The organism is Paenibacillus sp. sgz302164 (assembly GCF_056120505.1).
Window position 1 is genome coordinate 231128 of record NZ_JBVYOL010000013.1, and the last position, 19680, is coordinate 250807.

At 57.6% G+C, this 19680-nt stretch carries 10 protein-coding genes; 7 read left to right on the top strand and 3 right to left on the bottom strand.

The genetic code is table 11. From position 1 onward, the window contains the following. Positions 1 to 27: 27 nt before the first annotated feature. On the bottom strand, positions 28 to 1098 hold the full coding sequence (locus AC0LWT_RS22165; protein ID WP_474683447.1) for a Na/Pi cotransporter family protein: 1071 nt from the start codon (positions 1096 to 1098) through the stop codon (positions 28 to 30). A gap of 56 nt (positions 1099 to 1154) precedes the next feature. On the opposite strand from AC0LWT_RS22165, the gene AC0LWT_RS22170 reads away from it, so the two are divergent. Then, positions 1155 to 2522, top strand: a complete 1368-nt coding sequence (locus AC0LWT_RS22170; RefSeq protein WP_474683448.1) for a class I SAM-dependent rRNA methyltransferase — start codon at positions 1155 to 1157, stop codon at positions 2520 to 2522. A 48-nt stretch (positions 2523 to 2570) separates the two neighbouring features. Here AC0LWT_RS22170 and AC0LWT_RS22175 read toward each other — a convergent pair whose 3' ends face one another. Beyond that, positions 2571 to 4139 (bottom strand): helix-turn-helix domain-containing protein, encoded by a 1569-nt coding sequence (locus tag AC0LWT_RS22175; protein ID WP_474683449.1) that lies wholly within the window; start codon positions 4137 to 4139, stop codon positions 2571 to 2573. A 218-nt stretch (positions 4140 to 4357) separates the two neighbouring features. Between AC0LWT_RS22175 and AC0LWT_RS22180 the strand changes: the two genes are divergently transcribed. Then, positions 4358 to 5383 carry an ABC transporter substrate-binding protein gene (locus AC0LWT_RS22180; RefSeq protein WP_474683450.1) on the top strand — a complete coding sequence of 342 codons (1026 nt, stop codon included), beginning with the start codon at positions 4358 to 4360 and terminating at the stop codon, positions 5381 to 5383. 27 nt (positions 5384 to 5410) lie between these two features. Next, complete coding sequence (locus tag AC0LWT_RS22185) at positions 5411 to 5704, top strand: hypothetical protein (protein ID WP_474683451.1); 294 nt, start codon at positions 5411 to 5413, stop codon at positions 5702 to 5704. A gap of 190 nt (positions 5705 to 5894) precedes the next feature. On the opposite strand, the gene helD is transcribed toward AC0LWT_RS22185, so the two are convergent. Then, positions 5895 to 8312 carry an RNA polymerase recycling motor HelD gene (helD, locus tag AC0LWT_RS22190; RefSeq protein ID WP_474683452.1) on the bottom strand — a complete coding sequence of 806 codons (2418 nt, stop codon included), beginning with the start codon at positions 8310 to 8312 and terminating at the stop codon, positions 5895 to 5897. A gap of 374 nt (positions 8313 to 8686) precedes the next feature. Between helD and addB the strand changes: the two genes are divergently transcribed. The 4 genes from addB to AC0LWT_RS22210 form a co-directional block, all read left to right on the top strand. After that, positions 8687 to 12250, top strand: a complete 3564-nt coding sequence (gene addB, locus AC0LWT_RS22195; protein ID WP_474683453.1) for a helicase-exonuclease AddAB subunit AddB — start codon at positions 8687 to 8689, stop codon at positions 12248 to 12250. Then, positions 12247 to 16203: a helicase-exonuclease AddAB subunit AddA gene (gene addA / locus AC0LWT_RS22200; protein ID WP_474683454.1), complete on the top strand. Its 3957-nt coding sequence runs from the start codon at positions 12247 to 12249 to the stop codon at positions 16201 to 16203. Before addB ends, addA begins: the two co-directional genes overlap by 4 nt. 16 nt (positions 16204 to 16219) lie before the next feature. Further along, the gene (locus AC0LWT_RS22205) at positions 16220 to 17395 is read left to right on the top strand and encodes an exonuclease SbcCD subunit D (protein ID WP_474683466.1); all 1176 of its coding nucleotides are present in this window, start codon (positions 16220 to 16222) and stop codon (positions 17393 to 17395) included. Between the two features lie 23 nt (positions 17396 to 17418). Then, a partial coding sequence (locus tag AC0LWT_RS22210) for an AAA family ATPase (RefSeq protein ID WP_474683455.1) occupies positions 17419 to 19680 on the top strand: 2262 nt, incomplete at its 3' end.

A 19680-nucleotide genomic window follows, 5' to 3' on the forward strand; every position in this document is an offset into this window, starting at 1 on the left:
GACCCGGCGCGAGCTGCGGCCCGGCGGTTACGGCCGGGCTTCGAGGCGCCGCCAAATGCTAAGATAGCAAAACGGCAGCGCGATCAGCGAGCTTACGACGTTGAACACCGTCTGAGCGCGGGCGATTTGCACGGATTCGCTGCCGGCCAGCCAGGCGGATAGGCTGACGAGCTGGTGAATAAACGGATAAAACAGCACGGCGCCGCCGATGTTAAGGATCAGATGCGACCAGGCGACGAACCGGCCTGCGCGGGAGCCGCTTATCCCGGCGATGAGCGCGGTCGCGCAAGTGCCGACGTTCGCCCCGATCGTGATCGCTACGCCGAGCTCGACGGGGATGCTCTGGATGGAGGCGAGCCCCATCGCCATCGCAATGACCGCCGCGCTGCTGTGGACCAGCGCGGTGACTGCGGCGCCTGCGAGGACGCCCCAGAGCAGGCTTTGCTTCGCTTGGTCGACGAACCAAGCGAACAGGCCTCGGGACTGCAGCGCAGGCCCGATCGTTTGCATGATCTCGATGCCGAGCAGCACGAGAGCAAAGCCCGCCGCCGCCAGCGCGCCGTAGCGCACGCTGCGCAGCAGCCCGCGGGCGCCCGGCGGAGCCGCGCCGCGGGCCATATCAAGGCCGCGCGCCGCAGGGGGCAGCGGCCCGGCCAGCCAGCTCGCGAGCCAGACGCCTGCGCTCGCGTACAGCATCGGCAGGCCGAGGCCGCCGATGCTGAGCCCGATCAGCTCGGTCGTCAGGCACGTGCCGATGTTCGTGCCGAGAATGATGCCGAGCGTTCGCGAGAAGGACAGCACACCGGCGTTGACCAGGCCGATGGAGATGACGGTAATCGCGGTGCTGCTCTGAAGCGCCGCGGTTAACGCCGTGCCGGCCGCGAGGCCGTGCAGCGGCGTCCGCGTGAACCGCTCCAGCCACAGCTGGAGGCTGGCGCCGGCCCAGTGGTGAAGCGCGGTTTCCATCAGCTTCATCCCGAACAAAAACATCGCCAAACCCGTAAGAACAGGCAGTACAATCGAAGACATCATAAGCGGAGAGCTCCTTCGCACAAACTTGTATTCGTTATCAACCAATATATGTGGCCGTACAGACAAGCATGACAAGCTGGGCACTGGAGAGCGGTTTCACGCAAAGGAAGGCATATCAACTTATGGCAGCCGTAATTTTACAAAAGAAACGCAAGTTCCGTTTGGAGCAGGGACACCCTTGGGTGTACCGCAGCGAAATCGAGCGCGTGGACGGAGAAGTAGAGCCGGGTGCGCTAGTGGCGGTTCATAATCACCTGGGCCAATACTTGGGAACGGGCTATTACAACGAAGCATCGCAAATTACAGTGCGGATCGTCTCTTATCAGCCGCTGGAGGCTTTGACCACGGAGGTGCTCACAGAGCGGATTGCACAGTGCCTGCAGCATCGCAAACGCTTTTTGGGCGAGACGGAGTCGTACCGGTTGGTATATGGAGAGGCCGATTTTCTCCCGGGGCTCATTGTCGACAAATTTGCCGACGTGCTGGTCGCGCAATTGCTGACTTTGGGCATGGACCGCTGCCGCGCGCAAATTGTGGAGGCGCTTGTTCGGGTAATGAGCCCTGCGGGCATTTACGAGCGCAGCGATGTGGCGGTTCGCGAGCTGGAAGGCTTGCAGCAAACCAAAGGAGTTCTTTACGGCGAGTGTCCGAGGCATGTGGATATTTTGGAAAACGGACTCCGCATCCGGGTGGACATTGAGGAAGGGCAAAAGACGGGCTATTTTTTCGATCAAAGAGAAAATCGCGCGTCCATCGCACCGCTGATGACAGGCTGGGGCTATCGCAGCGGCATCGTTTTGCAGGATGTGGAAGAAGACGGCGTCAGCCGCAAGCGGCCTGTGAACGCCAACGGCAAAATCGTCTCTTTCCCTTACTGGGACGGCGCGACGGTGCTCGAATGCTTCTCGCATACGGGCAGCTTCACTTTAAACGCCTGCAAATACGGCGCTAAAAAAGTAACCTGCCTCGACATATCCGAGCATGCCATCGAAAGCGCCAGAACGAACGTGCAGTTGAACGGGTTCGAAGAGCGCGTCGAATTTGTCGTCGCCGATGCGTTTGACTATTTGCGCCAGCAGGTCAAAGGCTTGGACGAACGCAAAGCGCGGGCATCCGCGAACACGGCCCAGTCCAAAATCGACACGTCGAAGCCGGTTAGCGGTGGACGCACGTGGGATGTCGTCATTCTCGATCCGCCGGCCTTCGCCAAAACGAAAAGCGCCGTCGAAGGCGCCTGCCGCGGATACAAGGATATTAATTTGCACGGCATGAAGCTTGTGAACGAAGGGGGCTACCTGGTCACGGCGAGCTGCTCGTATCATATGCGTCCCGAGCTGTTTCTGGAGACGATTCACGCGGCGGCTGCGGATGCGGGCAAAATTCTCCGGCTCGTCGAGTTTCGCGGAGCCGGCATGGACCACCCTCGTATTCTTGGCGTAGACGAGGGTCATTATTTGAAATTCGCTATTTTCGAAGTGCGCAGCAAATAGGGGGCTATCTATCCCTATCGCCGCCCAATTCGGACCTTTCGCGTTTTTTTACACCGATAACATGTCCACCACCTCATCCATAATGCTCGTTCTCCCTTGAGGCGTCCAGCTCATAATAAACCAGTTCGGTATAAATTTCACTTTCTCATGCGCAGCGGTATCCATGCGCCATGCCGGACTGCGCCGCATTTTATCCAGAGTGTTCTCCACCTCCGCATGATCGCTGAACCGCCGGATCCATAGGTGATCGGTATCAAGCGGAGGGACGTCTTGCGGGTACAGCTCCAGCCTCATTTTATTCGTGGGCGCTCCGGCCCCGGGCTTCAATTTCAATTCCCTGTAAAGCAGTTCGTTTAACGGATGGTTGACCGTCCCCTGCAGCATGACATGGTCGTGCATAATTTGCAGGACGGTGACTCGCTGCTTATTTTTTAACAACGACAAATGTTTGCTTGCCGCCTCCACCTTACTCTCCAGCTTTTTCAACACAAGCTGCGCTTCGGCTTCCCTTCCTACGACCTCGGCTATTTGCAAATAAGGCTTTTGCCACTCCAAATAAAAATCGACGATGACCGTTGGTGCAATTTGTTTGAATCGTTCGTGAAAGTCGCGGTGCGAATAATCCCCCAGGATGAGATCGGGGCGGGCAAGCCGCAATTCCTCGAATTGGGACTGCAAGCGGCGCTGATAATCTTCCGGATCGATGCCCGGATGCTTGTAGCAATCGACCATGGCCACGGGCGTAATCCCCAGCGATATGAGGCTGTGATGATAATCGAACCTTGATGCGACGGCGATTCGCATGCATTCGCGCTTCATGTACAGCGTAGGCGAAAGGCCCGACGCTTTTTTGAAAACGCGGCTGAAATAGTATTCGTTTGCATACCCCAGCGCCGCGGCTACCTCTTTGACGGAAGCCCCGTCATGAAGCCGGCTTTTGGCGTGTTCGATCCGGATTTGGTTTAGAAAGTCCATGGGCGACATTCCGGTTGCTTTTTTAAAGCTTCGCCAGTAAGCCCCGGGGCTTAGATTGGCAATGGCGGCCAGCGTGTCGCGCGTAATTTTTTGCTGAAAATGCTCCTGCATAAACGCGATGCTCCGCTGCAGGCCGTTGTCTCCGCTTGCTGCCGCCGCCTGCTGCCGGGCGTCATCGTCGATCAAAGCGAGAAGTTCCTGCAGCCGCAGATCCTTGGTTGCGTCGACGGAGCGATTTCCGAGCGCGTAGAGCCCTTCTATTTTTACCTGCACAGCCTCCGTGCCGCGCAGGGGAATTGCGCCTTTTTCCAATGAAGCGGGATATAGTTCCGTGTCGGCGCCGGTCCAGTGGCCGTCTGCTTCCATCATGGTAACGGATCGAAAGCCTATCGCGTAATAACGAATGCCAGCGGGCCCGGCGGATGCCTGCACCTTACTTCCCGGCGGGATGAAGTACAGGGACGCGGGTTCGGCTTTAAAAGAAGCTTTTTCTATCGTGAGGGTGCCCGAGCCGTTGATCACCCAGATGAGAACGGCTTCGCGGGAGCCGGCGAAATTCAGGAGCGACTGTTTCTTTTGTCTCCGTTTGCGAATGAAAGCGAGCAGGTGAACGGTGTGCTGCCGGGATAATGTCGTGGTCATGTTGGAATGCTCCTTCGATAAGTTGTAAAGCTACAATCAGATAAGAAAAAGGGTACAGAGAGATATGGACGGCCAGACCGGCATATAATATCCTTTTAATGATAACAATTCTCATTAACAATGAAAAGGAGGAATGAGTGCCCGGGCATTGCAGAAAGGCACAACATCCAAGCAAGTTGTTCGACATTTTAAGCAAACACAAGGGAGAGAGAGAAGAAATGAATTGGTATGCAAGCAAGCAATCCTGGACCGTCATGTCCATCGTTTTATGTTTCATGATCGTAATAAGCGGATGCGCATCCGGCGCCAAGTCAACTTCCGGGTCGACGTCAGAGCCGGCGTCCGGGGCAGCCGCATCGCCGGCAGGAACGGCCGCAGCAGCGGAAAAGGCGGCGGATGCGCCGTATAAAGTGACGCACGCCATGGGTGAAACGACGATCAAGGGTACGCCTAAACGGGTTGTCGTATTGACCAACGAAGGAATGGAAGCCGTCATATCGCTCGGCATCAAGCCGGTGGGAATTGTGAAGGCGTGGGGGATGGACCCCGTTTATCAGCATCTGACGAAAGAGTTCGAAGGCATCCCGATTCTCGGCGATGAAAACCAGCCGAATTTGGAGCAAATAGCCGCTCTGAAGCCGGATTTGATTTTGGGCAATAAATTCCGTCAAGAAAAAGTATATCCGCAGCTCAGCGCTATCGCACCGACCGTATTCTCCGAGCGCATTCACGGCGATTGGCAGATCAATTACAAGATTTATGCTGAAGCGTTGAACAAGAAAGCGGAAGGCGAGAAAAAGTTCGCCGAGTTCGATGCCCGCGTACAGGACCTCAAACAGAAGTTGGGCGACAAAATCAATACGAAAGTTTCACTCGTGCGTTTTAATCCGGGCGGAGTCGTGCGCATTTATTATAATGACACATTTGCCGGCACTTTGCTCAAAAAAGTAGGATTGCAGCGCCCCGAGGTTCAAAATAAAGACAAGTTTTCGGACGATGTAGGCAAAGAGCGCATTCCGGATATGGATGGCGACGTTCTCTTCTATTTCACTTACGACAATGAAAAAGGCGAAGCGGCCAAAAGCGAGCAGGAATGGCAAAACGATCCGCTTTGGAAAAACTTGAATGTCGTGAAAAACAATAACGTTCATAAAGTGTACGACGGAATTTGGAATTCATCAGGCGGCATTATTTCGGCGAATTTAGTGCTGGACGATTTGGCGAAATATGTAGCGAAAAAATAAACCGCAAATAAATGAAAAGCCTGCTTCTTGGATTTGGAAAATCTGGGTGGCAGGCTTATTTCTATTTGGAAAGAAGGCGCGAAATTAGTCATTGCTGCCCGCCGTGAGGACCGTTTGAAAGCTTTGGCCCAATCCCTGCCGGATGCCGAAACTACTTCAAAGGATCCTCAGATCCAAGAATGGCTGAAGAATACGGCGCGTACAGAAGGCATGGGGTTGCGTTCAAGCGATATTGCCGATGCCGTGGCTTACGCCATCAACACGTCTGACACGGTAGCGGTAAACGAAATCTTAATCCGTCCGACCAAACAAGCAGTATAATATAAATCGACTCAACATGCTAAAAATAGCCTTGGCCGACTAACAGCCAAGGCTATTTGCATATGAGCGAATCGGAGCCGATTCACGATTAGTGACCGATCATCGCCGGGTTCGGATTGTCCCCGCCGGCTGCCATCGGTTTTGTTTGCGTAGGAGTTGACATAGGTTCCTGCTTTCCGCTCATCGAGCTTTATATGGAGACTTTCTCGTACAAATACGCAGGCAATGCCTGCACGAACGGCGACCAATCGCCCGTCGTGTAAAGATGAAGCCGGTGCATGGCCCGCGTACACGCCGTATAAAGAAGCTTGCGCTCGTTTTTCCGGCCGTAAGCTGCGGACGAAGCATCATAGACCAAGACTGCATCGAACTCGATACCTTTGGCGAGATACACGGGAATGACCATCACTCCTTTTTCAAAGCCTGACGTCCCCTTCGTAATGAGCTGCAGAGCTTCACTTCCATGAATCCGTAACGATTCATAAGCCTCACGGCTTTCGGCCGCGGTCTTCGTAATGACGGCGATGGAATCGAAGCCCTCGGCTCTGAGCGCCGCAATGTCTGCCACAATTTGCGCATCACGCTTCTCCCCGCTGTCCGGTCTCGTGAGAAGTGGTTTTGGGCCGCGCCTTTCAAACGGTGCAATTTCTTCCCCGCCTGGAAGCATCGATTTCGTAAATTCAACGATCTCCCTGGTTGAACGATAACTGCGTACCAAGCGGACAAGGCATGTTTCGGCTTCGCCAAAAAGGCGGACAAGCGGCGAATCGGCTGCGTCCAGACTTGTGGCCTGCATGAAGATTGCTTGCCCGAAATCGCCGAGCACCGTCATCCGGGCACGGGGGAACAGCTTTTTTAAATATTCATATTGAAACATCGAGTAATCCTGGCCCTCATCAACGAAAACATACCGGATTTCCGTGTTCGTCCGGACGCCTTCGATCAGTTCTTTTACATACAAATAGGGAGTCGCATCCTCGTAGAATAACTCGTTCCGGAGCAGCGCTTCCTTGGTTTGCCTGCATATTTCAGGCCACAGCGGGGGGATGACGGCCCCATTCGTTTTCTCCCGATAAGCGGTATCGCCCTCAAACAATTGGCCATATATGCCTTTGATATCTACAAACGAGAGTTTCTTCACGATTTTCCTTAGCGGTTTGAAACTTTCTTTCACGATCCTGCGGCGGAGCAGATCTTCCTCCTTTTGGGCGAAGTCAAAGTCGCCTTCATCTTCGCGGCGCTTGTTGTTCATTTTCTCGCGAACTACAGCGTAATGTTCCGCAACGTCGAATACTTCCTTCTCTTTATGCAGCATTCCGTAGACTTCCGTGTACTGCTCGGTGTCGAGATAATTCAACTCTTCCTCTACCCAAAGCGCGTCCCGTTCCATGCGTTCCAGCGAGGCCAGTTCATTCAGCAGCCATTCTTGCAAGAGAACGATACGATTGAACAACGGCAGTGAACGGTCATAACCGTAAAATTTCGCTCTCATTCGCTCCGCCGTAATCAAATCGCGGTCCCGAAACCGAATAGCGTTGAATTGCATGCCTTCCCGTCCCAGCCACATTCCATAGTTTTGCAGAGCTTGCAGGAAAGCTTCGGAAGCTTTATATTCGATCCCCTGAAGACGGGCCTCGTATCCCGGCGCTCCTTGTGCGGTCAATACGTATTCGATCTGATCAAAGGGATCCTCCGGCCGTAACGAGGAACTCAACCAATAATCGAGATATTCTTGAAAAGTCGTCTGCTGCATATTTTCTTCACCGAGTTCCGGAAGGACAGTGGAGATATAACCGGCAAACATCGGATTCGGTGAGAAAAGAACGATCTGATCGGCCTTGATCGTCTGGCGGTGTTTGTACAGAAGGTACGCCACCCGCTGCAATGCCGCGGAAGTCTTACCGCTGCCGGCAGCCCCCTGTACGATAAGCATCCGGTTTTTGTCATTGCGGATGATGGCGTTTTGCTCCTTCTGGATAGTTGCCACGATACTCTTCATTTGCGAGTCCGCACCTTTGCCGAGCACTTGCTGCAGGATTTCGTCTCCGATCGTTTCGCTTGCGTCAAACATGTTGCGGATTTGCCCGTTTTGAATCTGAAACTGCCGCTTGAGCTCCATCGTTCCTTCGATTCGTCCGGCCGGCGTGACATAAGACGCCGGGCCGGGGGAGAAGTCGTAGTACATGCTTGCGATTGGCGTTCGCCAGTCATAGATCAGAAAGCTCAACCCGTCTTTGTCGACGAAGGAAGATACGCCGATATAAATCTGCTCGCTGAGGTCCAGGCCATCCTCTTGAAAGTCGAGGCGTCCGAAATAAGGAGAAGGGAGCAGACGGTTCATGCTTTTCCATTGCTGTGTCAACAGTTTGTGACCGCGTTCCCGTTCGGCCAATAACGCGGACTGCTGGTTAATCGTGTAGAAGGTCTCTTCGAAATCTTCGAATGTGCTTGTGTTAATCGTAACTTCTTCCCAAAACCGCTTGCGAAAGTCCGCAGCCTGATCCCGCAGTCCGGCAACCTCCGGCTCCAGTTCGGCGATTCTCGCCTGCAGCTTGTTCCTGACCCGTTCCAATCGCTCCTGTTCCTGCTGCCAATCCTTCGCTTCCATATCCGAACACACTCCTTTTTCCGTTTTTTTGGGGATGAAAAAGAGCATTGACAAATCAAAGTTCCAGATGTATAATTAAATTGGGAATAAAATTGGATACACTGATTATTTAAATTTGTCAATACCGCTAATGATTATATCATAGCGTTATTTTGCGTTCAATATATTTTTTCGCCCTCCGACAGGGCTGAATACTGACCCGGATTGCGGGGCAGTTTTAACAAACCACCGCGGAGTTAAGCTGCCAGAAGATGACCCTTGAATTCATCAAGGGTCATCTTTTTTTACGTCCACCCGCTCCATCATCTGCCACGCCTCTATTTCGGTCAAAGTGTGATAGAATAGAAAAATAGCTGGAGAAAAGGAGACCTTTCATGACGATAAGATTCGTGATAGGCCGGGCCGGGAGCGGCAAAAGCGAACGCTGTCTGGCCGAGCTGAAGCAGCGTCTGGCGGCCGAACCGGAGGGACCGCCGCTGATTCTGCTCGTCCCGGAGCAAGCGACCTTTCAAGCGGAGCATGCGCTTGTGTCCGATCCGCAGATCGGCGGCATGATCCGCGCGCAGGTGCTGAGCTTTCACCGCCTGGCCTGGCGCGTGATGCAGGAGGAAGGCGGCACGGCAAGGCTGCCGATTGACGATACCGGCAAAAAACTGCTTTTGACGAGCATTTTACATACATGCAAGGAACAGCTTCGCCTGTTCGGCCATGCGGCCGGGCAGATGGGATTTGTCGACAGGCTCAACCAACTGTTTACGGAGTTCAAACGGTACTGCGTGACGGCGGGGCAGCTTGACGAACATGAGCGCAATCATATGGCTGGAATCGGAGCAAGCGGCCTTCTCCGCGAGAAGCTGCACGATATCCGGCTGGTGTACCGGGAGTTCGAGTCGTCGCTGGCACGGCAGTATTTGGACGGAGAAGACTATTTGACCCTGCTGGCGGAGCAAATTCCGAATTCCGCTTATTTGCGGTCGGCCTCGATCTGGATCGACGGCTTTCACGGTTTTACGCCGCAGGAGTTCGCCGTGCTTGGCGGGCTTTTTGCAAGCTGCAAAGATGTGACGATCACGCTCTGCCTCGACCGCGCCCTGGCGGCGGAAGACAGGCCTGACGAGCTGGATCTGTTTCATCCGACGGCAAAAACGATGGTGCGCCTGCAGCAAATGATCTGGGAGCTGGGGCTTGGCCCTGCGGAAGTTTTGTGCCTATCGCCGGACAGCTCGCCGCGCTTCAAGGATAGTCCTGCGCTCAGTCATCTGGAACGTATGTTCGATGGTCGTATCGGCGGGCTGGCGCAGCGTTACAAGCCAAGCGGAGGCGAGAAGCTGAGCGATCAGCTCGTCGTGCAGGAAGCCGTTCACCGCCGGGCGGAGGTGGAGGGGGCGGTGCGCGACATGCTGCGGCTCGTGCGCGAGCAGGGGGTGCGCTGGCGTGAAATCGCCATTATGGTGCGCAACATGGAGGGGTATCAGGATTTGCTCAAGTCGGTGCTGTCCGACTATGAAATCCCTCATTTTTTTGACCAAAAGCGCGCCGTGCTGCATCACCCGCTAGTGGAATTTATCCGCTCGGCTATGGAGGTCGTGCAGCATAACTGGCACTATGACGCAGTTTTCCGCCTGATCAAAACGGATCTGCTGCTCCCCGCCGATGCTGCATCCGACCGTCCTCTCATGGACAAGCTGGAAAACTACGTGCTGGCCTTCGGCATTCAAGGCTACCGCTGGACGGACGGCAAGCCGTGGACGTTCAAGCTGCGCGCCAATTTGGAGCAGGCAGAAGACGCGATTCAGTCAGACGCTGTTGAGTTGGAGCGGTTGAACGCGGCCAGGGAAATCGTCGTCAAGCCGCTGCTTGCTTTCGCCAAGCGTTTGCATCAGGCGAAGACGGTCAAAGCGCAGGTTGAGGCGCTCTATATGCTGCTGGAAAGCGTCGATGCGCCCCAAAAGCTCGAGGCATGGGGGGAGGCCTCCCTTCATGGGGGCAAGCCGGAAAAAGCGCGCGAGCACGGACAAATGTGGAACAGCGTCATGGACATGCTCGACCAATTGGTCGAGACGATGGGGGATGATGCGGTGTCCGCGGAGCTTTTTGCCGAGCTGTTGGAGACAGGGATGGAAAGCATGAAGCTCGGCCTTGTGCCGCCGTCCATGGATCAGCTGCTGGTCGGCAGCATGGACCGGACGCGCTCAAGCGGCATCCGCTACGCTTACATACTGGGTGTGAACGACGGCGTCATTCCGGCGCAGATGGATGAAAAAGGCGTGCTGACCGAAGCGGAGCGCGAGGCGCTGACGGAATCGGGCCTGCCGATGGCCGACGGCAGCAGGCGCAAGCTGCTGGATGAGCAGTTTATTATTTACACGTCGCTGACCGTGCCCGGCAAAAGATTATGGCTCAGCTATCCGCTGGCCGACGAGGAAGGGAAATCGCTGCTGCCCTCGGAGCTGATCAAGCAATTGCGCCAGCTGTTCCCGGGGACCGAGCAGCCGCTTCTGCTCGCCGAACCGGCGGCGGAAGCGCCGGAAAGCGAGCAGGCTGCCTACATCGCCCATCCAAGCCAGGCGATTTCCTATTTGGCCGTCCGCATGAAGCATTGGATGCTCGGCGGCCGCATGGCCGATCTCTGGTGGCAGACTTACAATTGGTATGCCGACCGGCCGGACTGGCGGATGAAGCTGCAAGCGATCGTCGGCGCGCTGCAATATACGAACAAAGAGGCGGACTTAAGCGCGCGAACGAGCCAGCGCCTGTACGGCCAACATTTGCGCGCAAGCGTCTCGCGGATGGAGCGGTATGTCGCGTGCCCGTTCTCCCATTTCTTGTCTCACGGCTTACGGCTGCAGGAAAGGCGGGTATACAGGCTGGATGCACCGGACATCGGCCAATTGTTCCACGCTGCCCTGAATCAGTTCGTCCGTAATCTTCAGCAGGACCAATTGTCCTGGGGCGAGCTTTCGGCGGAGGCATGCATGGAGCGCTCCGCGCAGGTCGTCGACGAGCTGGCGCCGAGGCTACAGGGGGAAATACTGCTGAGCTCCAGCCGTTACGCCTACATTGCGCGTAAGCTGAAGCAGGTGGTCGGACGGGCTGCGGTCGTGCTCGGCGAACATGCCAAACGCGGTCAATTCCAGCCACTCGGCCTGGAAATCGACTTCGGACCGGGCAAAGAGCTGCCGGCGCTGACCTTTCAGCTCGACAACGGCTGCACGATGGAAATTATCGGACGCATCGACCGCGTCGACAAAGCCGACGGCGAACAGGGCGTGCTGCTGCGCGTTATCGACTACAAATCAAGCCAGACTTCGCTGCAGCTCTCCGAGGTGTACTACGGTCTTTCTCTGCAAATGCTCACCTATCTGGATGTCATCCTGACGCACGCCGAGCAGTGGCTGGGCATTCCGGCGAAGCCGGCGGGCGTGCTGTACTTTCATGTACATAACCCGATGCTGCAGCAAAAAAATGCGCTTGCACCGAGCGAAGTCGAACAGGAGCTGCGCAAGCGGTTTAAAATGAAAGGCCTGATCACCGCCGACGCCGCCGTCGCGGGTCTGATGGACGATCAGCTCGTCCAGGCGGCAGGCCACTCCCAGCTCATTCCGGTGGCGATCAAAAAGGACGGCACCTTCTATTCCAGCTCTTCGGTAGCGACGGATGCCCAGTGGGACACGCTGCGCAGCTATGTGCGCAAGCAGGTGAAGCGAATCGGCACCGGCATTACCGACGGGCATGTCGATATCGCGCCTTACCGGCTGGGCAAAAAAACGGCTTGCCAGCATTGCTCGTACCGTTCCGTCTGCCAGTTCGACCCGCTGTTTGAAGGCAATGAAATGCAAATATGGAGACAGCGCGGAAAAGATCAGCTTTGGTCCGAATTGGAGCAGGGTGCCCGTACGGCCGCGTCCGGGGCCGCGGAAAGGAGCGCAGCAAATTGAACCGACACCAACAACCAAAGCCGGCGGGCAGCACCTGGACGGACGACCAATGGGATGCGATTACGCTCGGCGGCCGGCATATGCTCGTCGCTGCTGCGGCCGGCTCCGGCAAAACGGCGGTGCTCGTCGAGCGGATCATTCGCCGGATCTCCAGCGAATGGGAGCCGATCGATGTCGACCGCCTGCTCGTCGCGACGTTCACCAAAGCGGCGGCAGCGGAAATGAAGCACCGCATCCGCGACGCGCTGGAGAAAGAGCTGACGAAGCAGCCGAACTCGCAGCATTTGCGCAAGCAGCTCGCCCTGATGGGGCGCGCGTCCATTACGACGCTGCATTCTTTTTGTCTGGAAGTGGTGCAGCGCTACTTCAGTCTGATTCGTTTGGACCCGGGGTTTCGGATCGCCAACGAGACGGAAGCGGAATTGCTAAGACAGGATCTGCTCGGCGAGATGCTGGAACAGTATTACGCCGCGAGCGGAGAGGCCAGCGCCTTCTGGCGGCTGGTCGATTCGTTCAGCGGCGAGCGCAGCGACGACGCGATCATGCAGCTTGTGCAGAAGCTGTATGACGTGTCGCGCAGCCACCCGTGGCCGGAATACTGGCTGCGGGCGACGGCCTCGATGTTCGGGCCGCCTGCTTCCGCAGCCGGCGGGGCGGCGGATGCGGAAGCGCCCGGGATGGAGGCGCTGCGCGAGGCGGCGGCCGCCCTGGCGCCGGCGGATATGGCGGTCTGGGAGCGGGCTTTGGTCCGCGACCTGTCGCTGGAGCTGGAAGGCGCAGCGGATTTGCTGCGCCAGGCGCAGGAACTGGCCGAGCTGCCCGGCGGTCCGGCGCCTTATTTGGACAATTTGCGGGAGGACCTTCTGCTTGTGCACAATTTGCTGGAAACGACGTCCTATCCGTGGTCCGTTCTGTACCAGGGCTTCCAAACGGTTGAATTCGGGAAGCTGAAGGCGTGCAAGGGGGACGATTACGACAAAGAGCTGCAGGAAGAAGTGAAAGAGCTTCGCAACCGGGCCAAAGAGCAGATCGGCAAAATCAAAGAGGAGCTGTTCGGCCGCACGCCCGAACAGTTTGCGCAGGAAATCGCCGAGCTGGCCCCTGTGCTGCATACGCTGGTCGATCTTGTGCAGGACTTTGGGCAGCGCTACCGGCAGGCGAAAGCGGAAAAAGGCTTGATCGATTTTGCCGACCTGGAGCATTACTGCCTGCAAATTTTAATTGCGCCGGGCTCACCGCCGGGCGAATTGATTCCGTCCGAAGCGGCGCTGGCCTACCGCAAACAATTTGCGGAGGTGCTGCTCGACGAGTATCAGGATACGAACCGGGTGCAGGAGGCGATCGTTACGCTGATCTCGAACTCCGCGCCGGGAAACCGCTTTATGGTCGGCGATGTGAAGCAAAGCATATATAAATTTCGATTGGCCGAGCCGGAGCTGTTTCTTGAGAAATACAAAGCTTACCGCTCCAAGCGCGAGCAGGCGGAACAGGCCGGAGGAACGGCGGAAGGCGGACGCATCGATCTGGCGCGAAATTTTCGCAGCCGGGTGGAAGTTGTCGACGCCGTCAATTTTTTGTTCAAGCAATTGATGAACGAAAAAGTCGGGGAGATCGAATACGATACGAGAGCAGAGCTGGTATACGGCGCGGGTTATCCGCCCCCGGCCTCGGACTGCTCGGTCGAGCTGCTGGTCGTCGACCGCTCCTCGGACAGCCGGGCTGTGGGCGAGGCCGATGACAGCGGGGAACCGGACGATGCGGACGGCATGGAGCCGGAAAACGGCGGCGATGGCAGCGCCGCTTTCGCCGATCCCGTGCTGGAGGCGCAGGAGATGGAAACGGCGCAGCTGGAAGCGCGGGCTATTGCCGCACGTATTCGCGAGATCCTGGGCGACGGCGGGAAGAGCGAGCCGTTTCACGTATTCGACAAGCGCACAGGCGGCACGCGTCCGGCGACATACAGGGATATCGTCATTTTGCTGCGGGCGACCCAGCAATGGTCGCCGGTTCTGATCGACGAGCTCAAGCAGCAGGGCATTCCCGCTTATGCGGAGCTGAGCACCGGCTACTTTTCGGCTACCGAGGTCGAGGTGATGATTTCACTGCTGAAAATCATCGACAACCCTTACCAGGACGTGCCGCTGGCGGCGGTGCTGCGCTCTCCGGTCGGGCAATTGACCGCCGACGAGCTGGCACAGGTCCGCATCACGGACAAATCGCTGCCGTTTTATGAAGCGCTGCTCCAGTTTGCTGGCGAAAGCGGACATGCGCCGGAACAGAGCCCGCCGGATGCGGAGCTGCTCGGCCGGCTGAACCTGTTTACGGAGCGGCTTGAGCAGTGGCGAAACGATGCCCGCCAAGGCTCGCTCGCCGACTTGATCTGGAACATTTACCGCCAGACCGGCTATTACGATTTTGCGGGCGGCCTGCCCGGCGGTTTGCAGCGCCAGGCGAACCTCCGCGCGCTGTATGACCGGGCGAGGCAATACGAAAGCACGTCCCTGCGCGGGTTGTTCCGCTTCCTCCGGTTCATCGAACGGATGAAGGACAGCGGAGGCGATCTCGGCACGGCGCGCGCGCTCGGCGAGCAGGAGGACGTCGTCCGGATCATGTCGATTCATAAAAGCAAAGGGTTGGAATTCCCGGTCGTTTTCGTTGCCGGAATGGCGAAAATGTTCAACCAGCGCGATTTGAACGACGCCTTCCTGCTTCACAAGGAGCTTGGCTTCGGGCCGCGCTTTGTCGATACGGCGCTTCGCGTCAGCTATCCGACGCTGCCGCAGCTGGCGATCAAAAGGCGCATGAAGCTGGAGCTTTTGGCCGAGGAAATGCGCGTGCTGTACGTAGCGCTTACGCGGGCCAGAGAAAAGCTGTATTTGCTCGGCACGGTGAAGTCGCTGGAGAAACAGCTGCGCAGCTGGGGGAGACATTTGTCCAGGACGCAGTGGTATTTGCCCGATTTTGAATTAGCCAAAGCCAAAAGCTACCTCGACTGGGTCGGACCAGCCGTGCTGCGTCATCCGGACGCGGCTCCGTGGCGGGAGCGGATCGGGATGGACGACAGCTCGCCGGAGGTGCGCCTGCTGCAAGATCCGTCCGTGTGGAAAGTGACCGTCCTGACGCCGGAAACGCTGCAAGCCGGCCTGACGGACGAGCAGGTCTCACTGCTCCCGGATGCGGAGCGATGGGCAGAAGTCCGCGGCATGGAACCTGTTCCCGCTTCCGGCAAATGGGCGGATTGGCTGGGGGCAAGGCTTTCATGGTCATACGCGCATGCGGAGGCGCCGAAGCTTTACGCCAAGACGACGGTATCCGAGATGAAGCGGTTGTCCGAAACGGGCCGCCTGGAAGGCGAAGGCGAGCTGCCGGCCGCTCCGGCGCAGCCGCAGGCTGCGATTTGGCGCAGACCGCGTTTTATGGAAGAGAAGAAGCTGACCGCTGCGGAGAAAGGGACTGTTGTGCATGCGGTCATGCAAAACATTTCGCTGGCCGAAATGCCGACCGAGGCGAGCATTCGCCAGACGCTTGAAGAGATGCTGCGCAAGCAAACGCTGACCGTGCAGCAAACCGGTGTTGTGGATATTCCGGTTATTTTGAAGTTTTTCCACAGCGATATCGGCCGCCGCATGGTGAAGGCTGCGCATGTCCTGCGCGAGGTGCCGTTCAGCTTCGGCCTGCCCGCAGGCGATGTTTATGGAGAGACGGAGCATTCCACATCCGGGGAAACTGTGCTCATACAAGGGGTCATCGACTGCTTGTTCGAGGATGAAGAGGGGTTGGTACTGGTCGATTTCAAAACGGATGCGGTAAAAGGCAGCTCCCCGGACGAGCTTCGCACGCGTTATGAGACGCAGATCAGCCTGTATACCCGCGCAGTTGAACATATTTGGAAACGTCCGGTGGCCGGCAAATATTTATATTTTTTTGACGGTTCGCTGCTGCTGGACATGTAAAGAAAGGAGCTGAATGATGCGTATTTTGCATACCGGAGATTGGCATTTCGGCAGGACGCTGGAAGGCCGCAGCCGCATGGAGGAGCAGGAAGCTTTTATGGACGAGCTGGTGCGGATCGTGCGCGATCAGCAGATCGATCTGGTGCTGGTGGCCGGCGATATATACGATTCCGTCAATCCGCCGGCCGCAGCGGAGCAGCTGTTTTATGAAGGAATCGCCAGGCTTGCTGACGGAGGAGCGCGGCATGTGGCGGTCATTGCCGGCAATCACGACCACCCGGACCGTCTGGCGGCTTCCGCTCCGCTTGCGGCCAAGCAGTCCATAACGCTGGTCGGTCTGCCCGTGCCGGACATTCAAACAGTCGGCATTGCCCGCACCGGCGAGCTGGCCAAGCTGGTCATGCTCCCTTACCCTTCCGAATCCAGGCTTAAAGAGATGCTATCGTTTGAGGCGGAGGAGGAAGCGCTGCGCAGCAAATATTCGGAACGGGTCGGCGCTTTAATCCGCCGGCAAGCGGCGTCGTTTGCGCCGGATACGGTCAATTTGATCATGAGCCACGTGTACGTGCTGGGCGGACAGGAGACGGAATCGGAGCGTCCGATCCAGGTCGGCGGCGCATATACCGTCGATACGGCCGCATTGACGGCGGGCGCGCAGTACGTCGCGTTAGGCCATCTTCACCGCCCGCAAAATGTGAAGGCCGCATCGCCGATCCGCTACTGCGGCTCGCCGATGGCGTACAGCTTCTCGGAAGCGGGTCAAGCCAAATCGGTCACTGTGCTGGACCTGGCTCCGGGACAGGCGGCCGAGCCGCAGGAAATTTATTTGATTTCCGGAAGGCCGCTCGTCGGCTGGAAAGCGAAGCAGGGCATCCGGCAGGTGTATGAGTGGTTGGACGAAGGCCGGGATGCCGGGGCCTGGATCGACCTGGAAATTACGATGACGGAAGCGATGTCCATGGAGCAAATTCAGTCGCTGCGCAAAGCGTGCGACGGTTTCATCCACATTCGCCCGATCTATCCGGAAATCGAAACCGCCAGAGCGGCTGTTCCGCGGGACGCCCTTTCGATGGAAGAACAGTTTGCCCGGTTCTATGCCCGGCAAACCGGCGGCGCGCAGCCGGAGCCTGAGCTGGTCAGGCTGTTTCTGGAGCTGCTGCAGGAAACCGATTCGGCGGAAGAATCCGCTTAAGCGCGCATAGGAGGAACTGATTTATGCGACCGATACAATTGCAAATGTCCGGGCTGCAAAGTTACAGGGAGCTGCAAACGATTGATTTCAGCCAGCTGTGCGACGCCGGCGTATTCGGCATATTCGGCCCGACCGGCAGCGGCAAATCGTCGATTCTCGACGCGATTACGCTGTCGCTGTACGGAAAAGTCGAACGGGCGAGCGGAGGCACGCAAGCGATCATGAATCATGCGGAGCAGACGCTTTTCGTCTCGTTCACGTTTGAACTGACGAACGCTGCGGGGACGCAGCGTTACAAAGTGGAGCGGCAATTCAAGCGCGGCTCGGAGCTGTCGATCAACGGGACGGTCAGCCGGCTGCTGCAAATAAATGGCGATGAAACGATCGTTCTGGCGGATAAAGCCGGTGAAGTCAATCAGCGGGTGCAGGCCATTTTGGGGCTGTCGATGCAGGATTTCACGAGAGCCGTCGTGCTCCCGCAGGGCAAGTTCGCCGAGTTTTTGACGCTCACGGGCAAGGACCGCAGGCAGATGCTGCAGCGGCTGTTTCATTTGGAGCAGTACGGCGATCAGCTGAGCGGAAAAGTGAGTTCCAGACTGAAGGAAACGGACGTCTCGGTCAAACAGCTTGCGGCCGAGCAGCAGGGGCTTGGCGAGGCGTCGGAGCAGGCGCTGGCGGAAGCCGAGTCCCGGCTGCGGGAGGCGGAGCAGGAAGCCGAGCGAGGCAAATTGCTTTTGCAGCGGCAGGAAGCCATATACGAAGAGCACAAGCAGTTGTTTCAGTGGCAGGAAGAACAAAAAAAGCTGGAGCAAGAAGCCGCCCTGCTGCAGCAGGACGAGGCCCGCATAGCGGAAAAAGAGACGCTGCTCCGGCAGGCTGATCAGGCCGAACGCGTTCGCCCTTTTTTGGAGCAGCATGGCGCTGCTTCCGGGGAAGTTCAAGCAACGGCCGCTCAGCTTCAGCAGGCGCAATCCGCGCAATTAGCCGCGGACGGGACGTTCCGGCTGGCCGAAGAGGCGTTCGAACAGGCGCAGCAGGAGCTTGCCGCAAGCGAAGGTCCTTTGCTGCTGCGTTTGGATCAGCTTCAGCAAGCGCTCGTTTTGCAGCAGGAGCTTGAGCAGCTGCAGGCGCAGCAGCGGGAAGCGGCTGCAGGCGAGGCTGCGGCTCTGGAGCAGTACCGCGGCATTCAGGCGGAACTGCACAAAAATGCCGAAACGAAAGAGCGGGCGCTCCAGAAACAGGCGGAGCTCAAAGAGCAGCTGAAGCGCACGGAGACGAGCGTGTCGGTCAGGCAGCAGCTGCAAACCGCCGCCCACGAAAAGAAATCGATCGAAATGCTGGAGGCGCAAAAGCTCGGGCAGGAGAAGGAGCGGGAGCTAAAAGCCGCTGCCTTGAAATCGTTGGAGCAAAGCAGCCTGGATTTGTCGGCGAAGCGCCGGACGGCAGCGGATAGACTGCTCGATTTGTTGGAATCGGCAGCCGCAACCATTAGCTGCGTTCAGCAGGATGAGGAGCGGCTGAGCAGCCTCGCGCCTCTGCTGTCCGCCGAAGCGGAGCGGTGCAGGCTGGCCTGGCTGCGCCGGGAGCGGCAGGCGTTGGCGGCCCAATTGGCCGGCCAGCTTGCGGACGGAGAAGCGTGTCCCGTCTGCGGCTCGACGCATCATCCGGCGCCGCTGGACGCTGCGCATGCGGATGATGCCGGAAGCGGCGAGGAAGCATTCAACCGGCTGCAGAACATGCTGCAGCAGACGAAGGAAATGCAGTTCGCGAACAGACAGCGGCTGCAGCGGGTTTCGGCAATACATACGCAAGTGCTTGAATATAGTGAGCGGGTGCTGCCGGATTCCGGGGAAGCGGCGCGGCTGGAAGCCGCTCCTGCACTGGCTGCGGAGGACAAGCGGCCGCAGATGGGCCCGGAAGCTATCGAGGGGCTTTGGAGTGCTTTGCACACTTCGGAAGCATCTGTTCAGCAGCAAATCGAAGGGCTGGAGCGCGGCTGGGCAAACGTGCAAAAAGAGCTGCAGCAGTTGGAGCAGCAGCAGGCGCAGGCGGAAGCGCAGCAGCAGGCGGCCTCGGCTGCACTGAGCGAGGCCGAGAGCAAACTGGCTGCAGCGGTGCATATACTGCAGCAGCACGCAGACGCTTGGCGCTCGCGCTTCGCCGAGCTTGCCTGGGAGCACGTCGACCGGCAGCTCGAGGAGCTGCTGGAGAAGGAACGGCTCGCGGACGAGCTGCGCGGCCGCATCGAGAAGAGCATCCCGTTTCTCGACGGGCTGCTCGCGCGC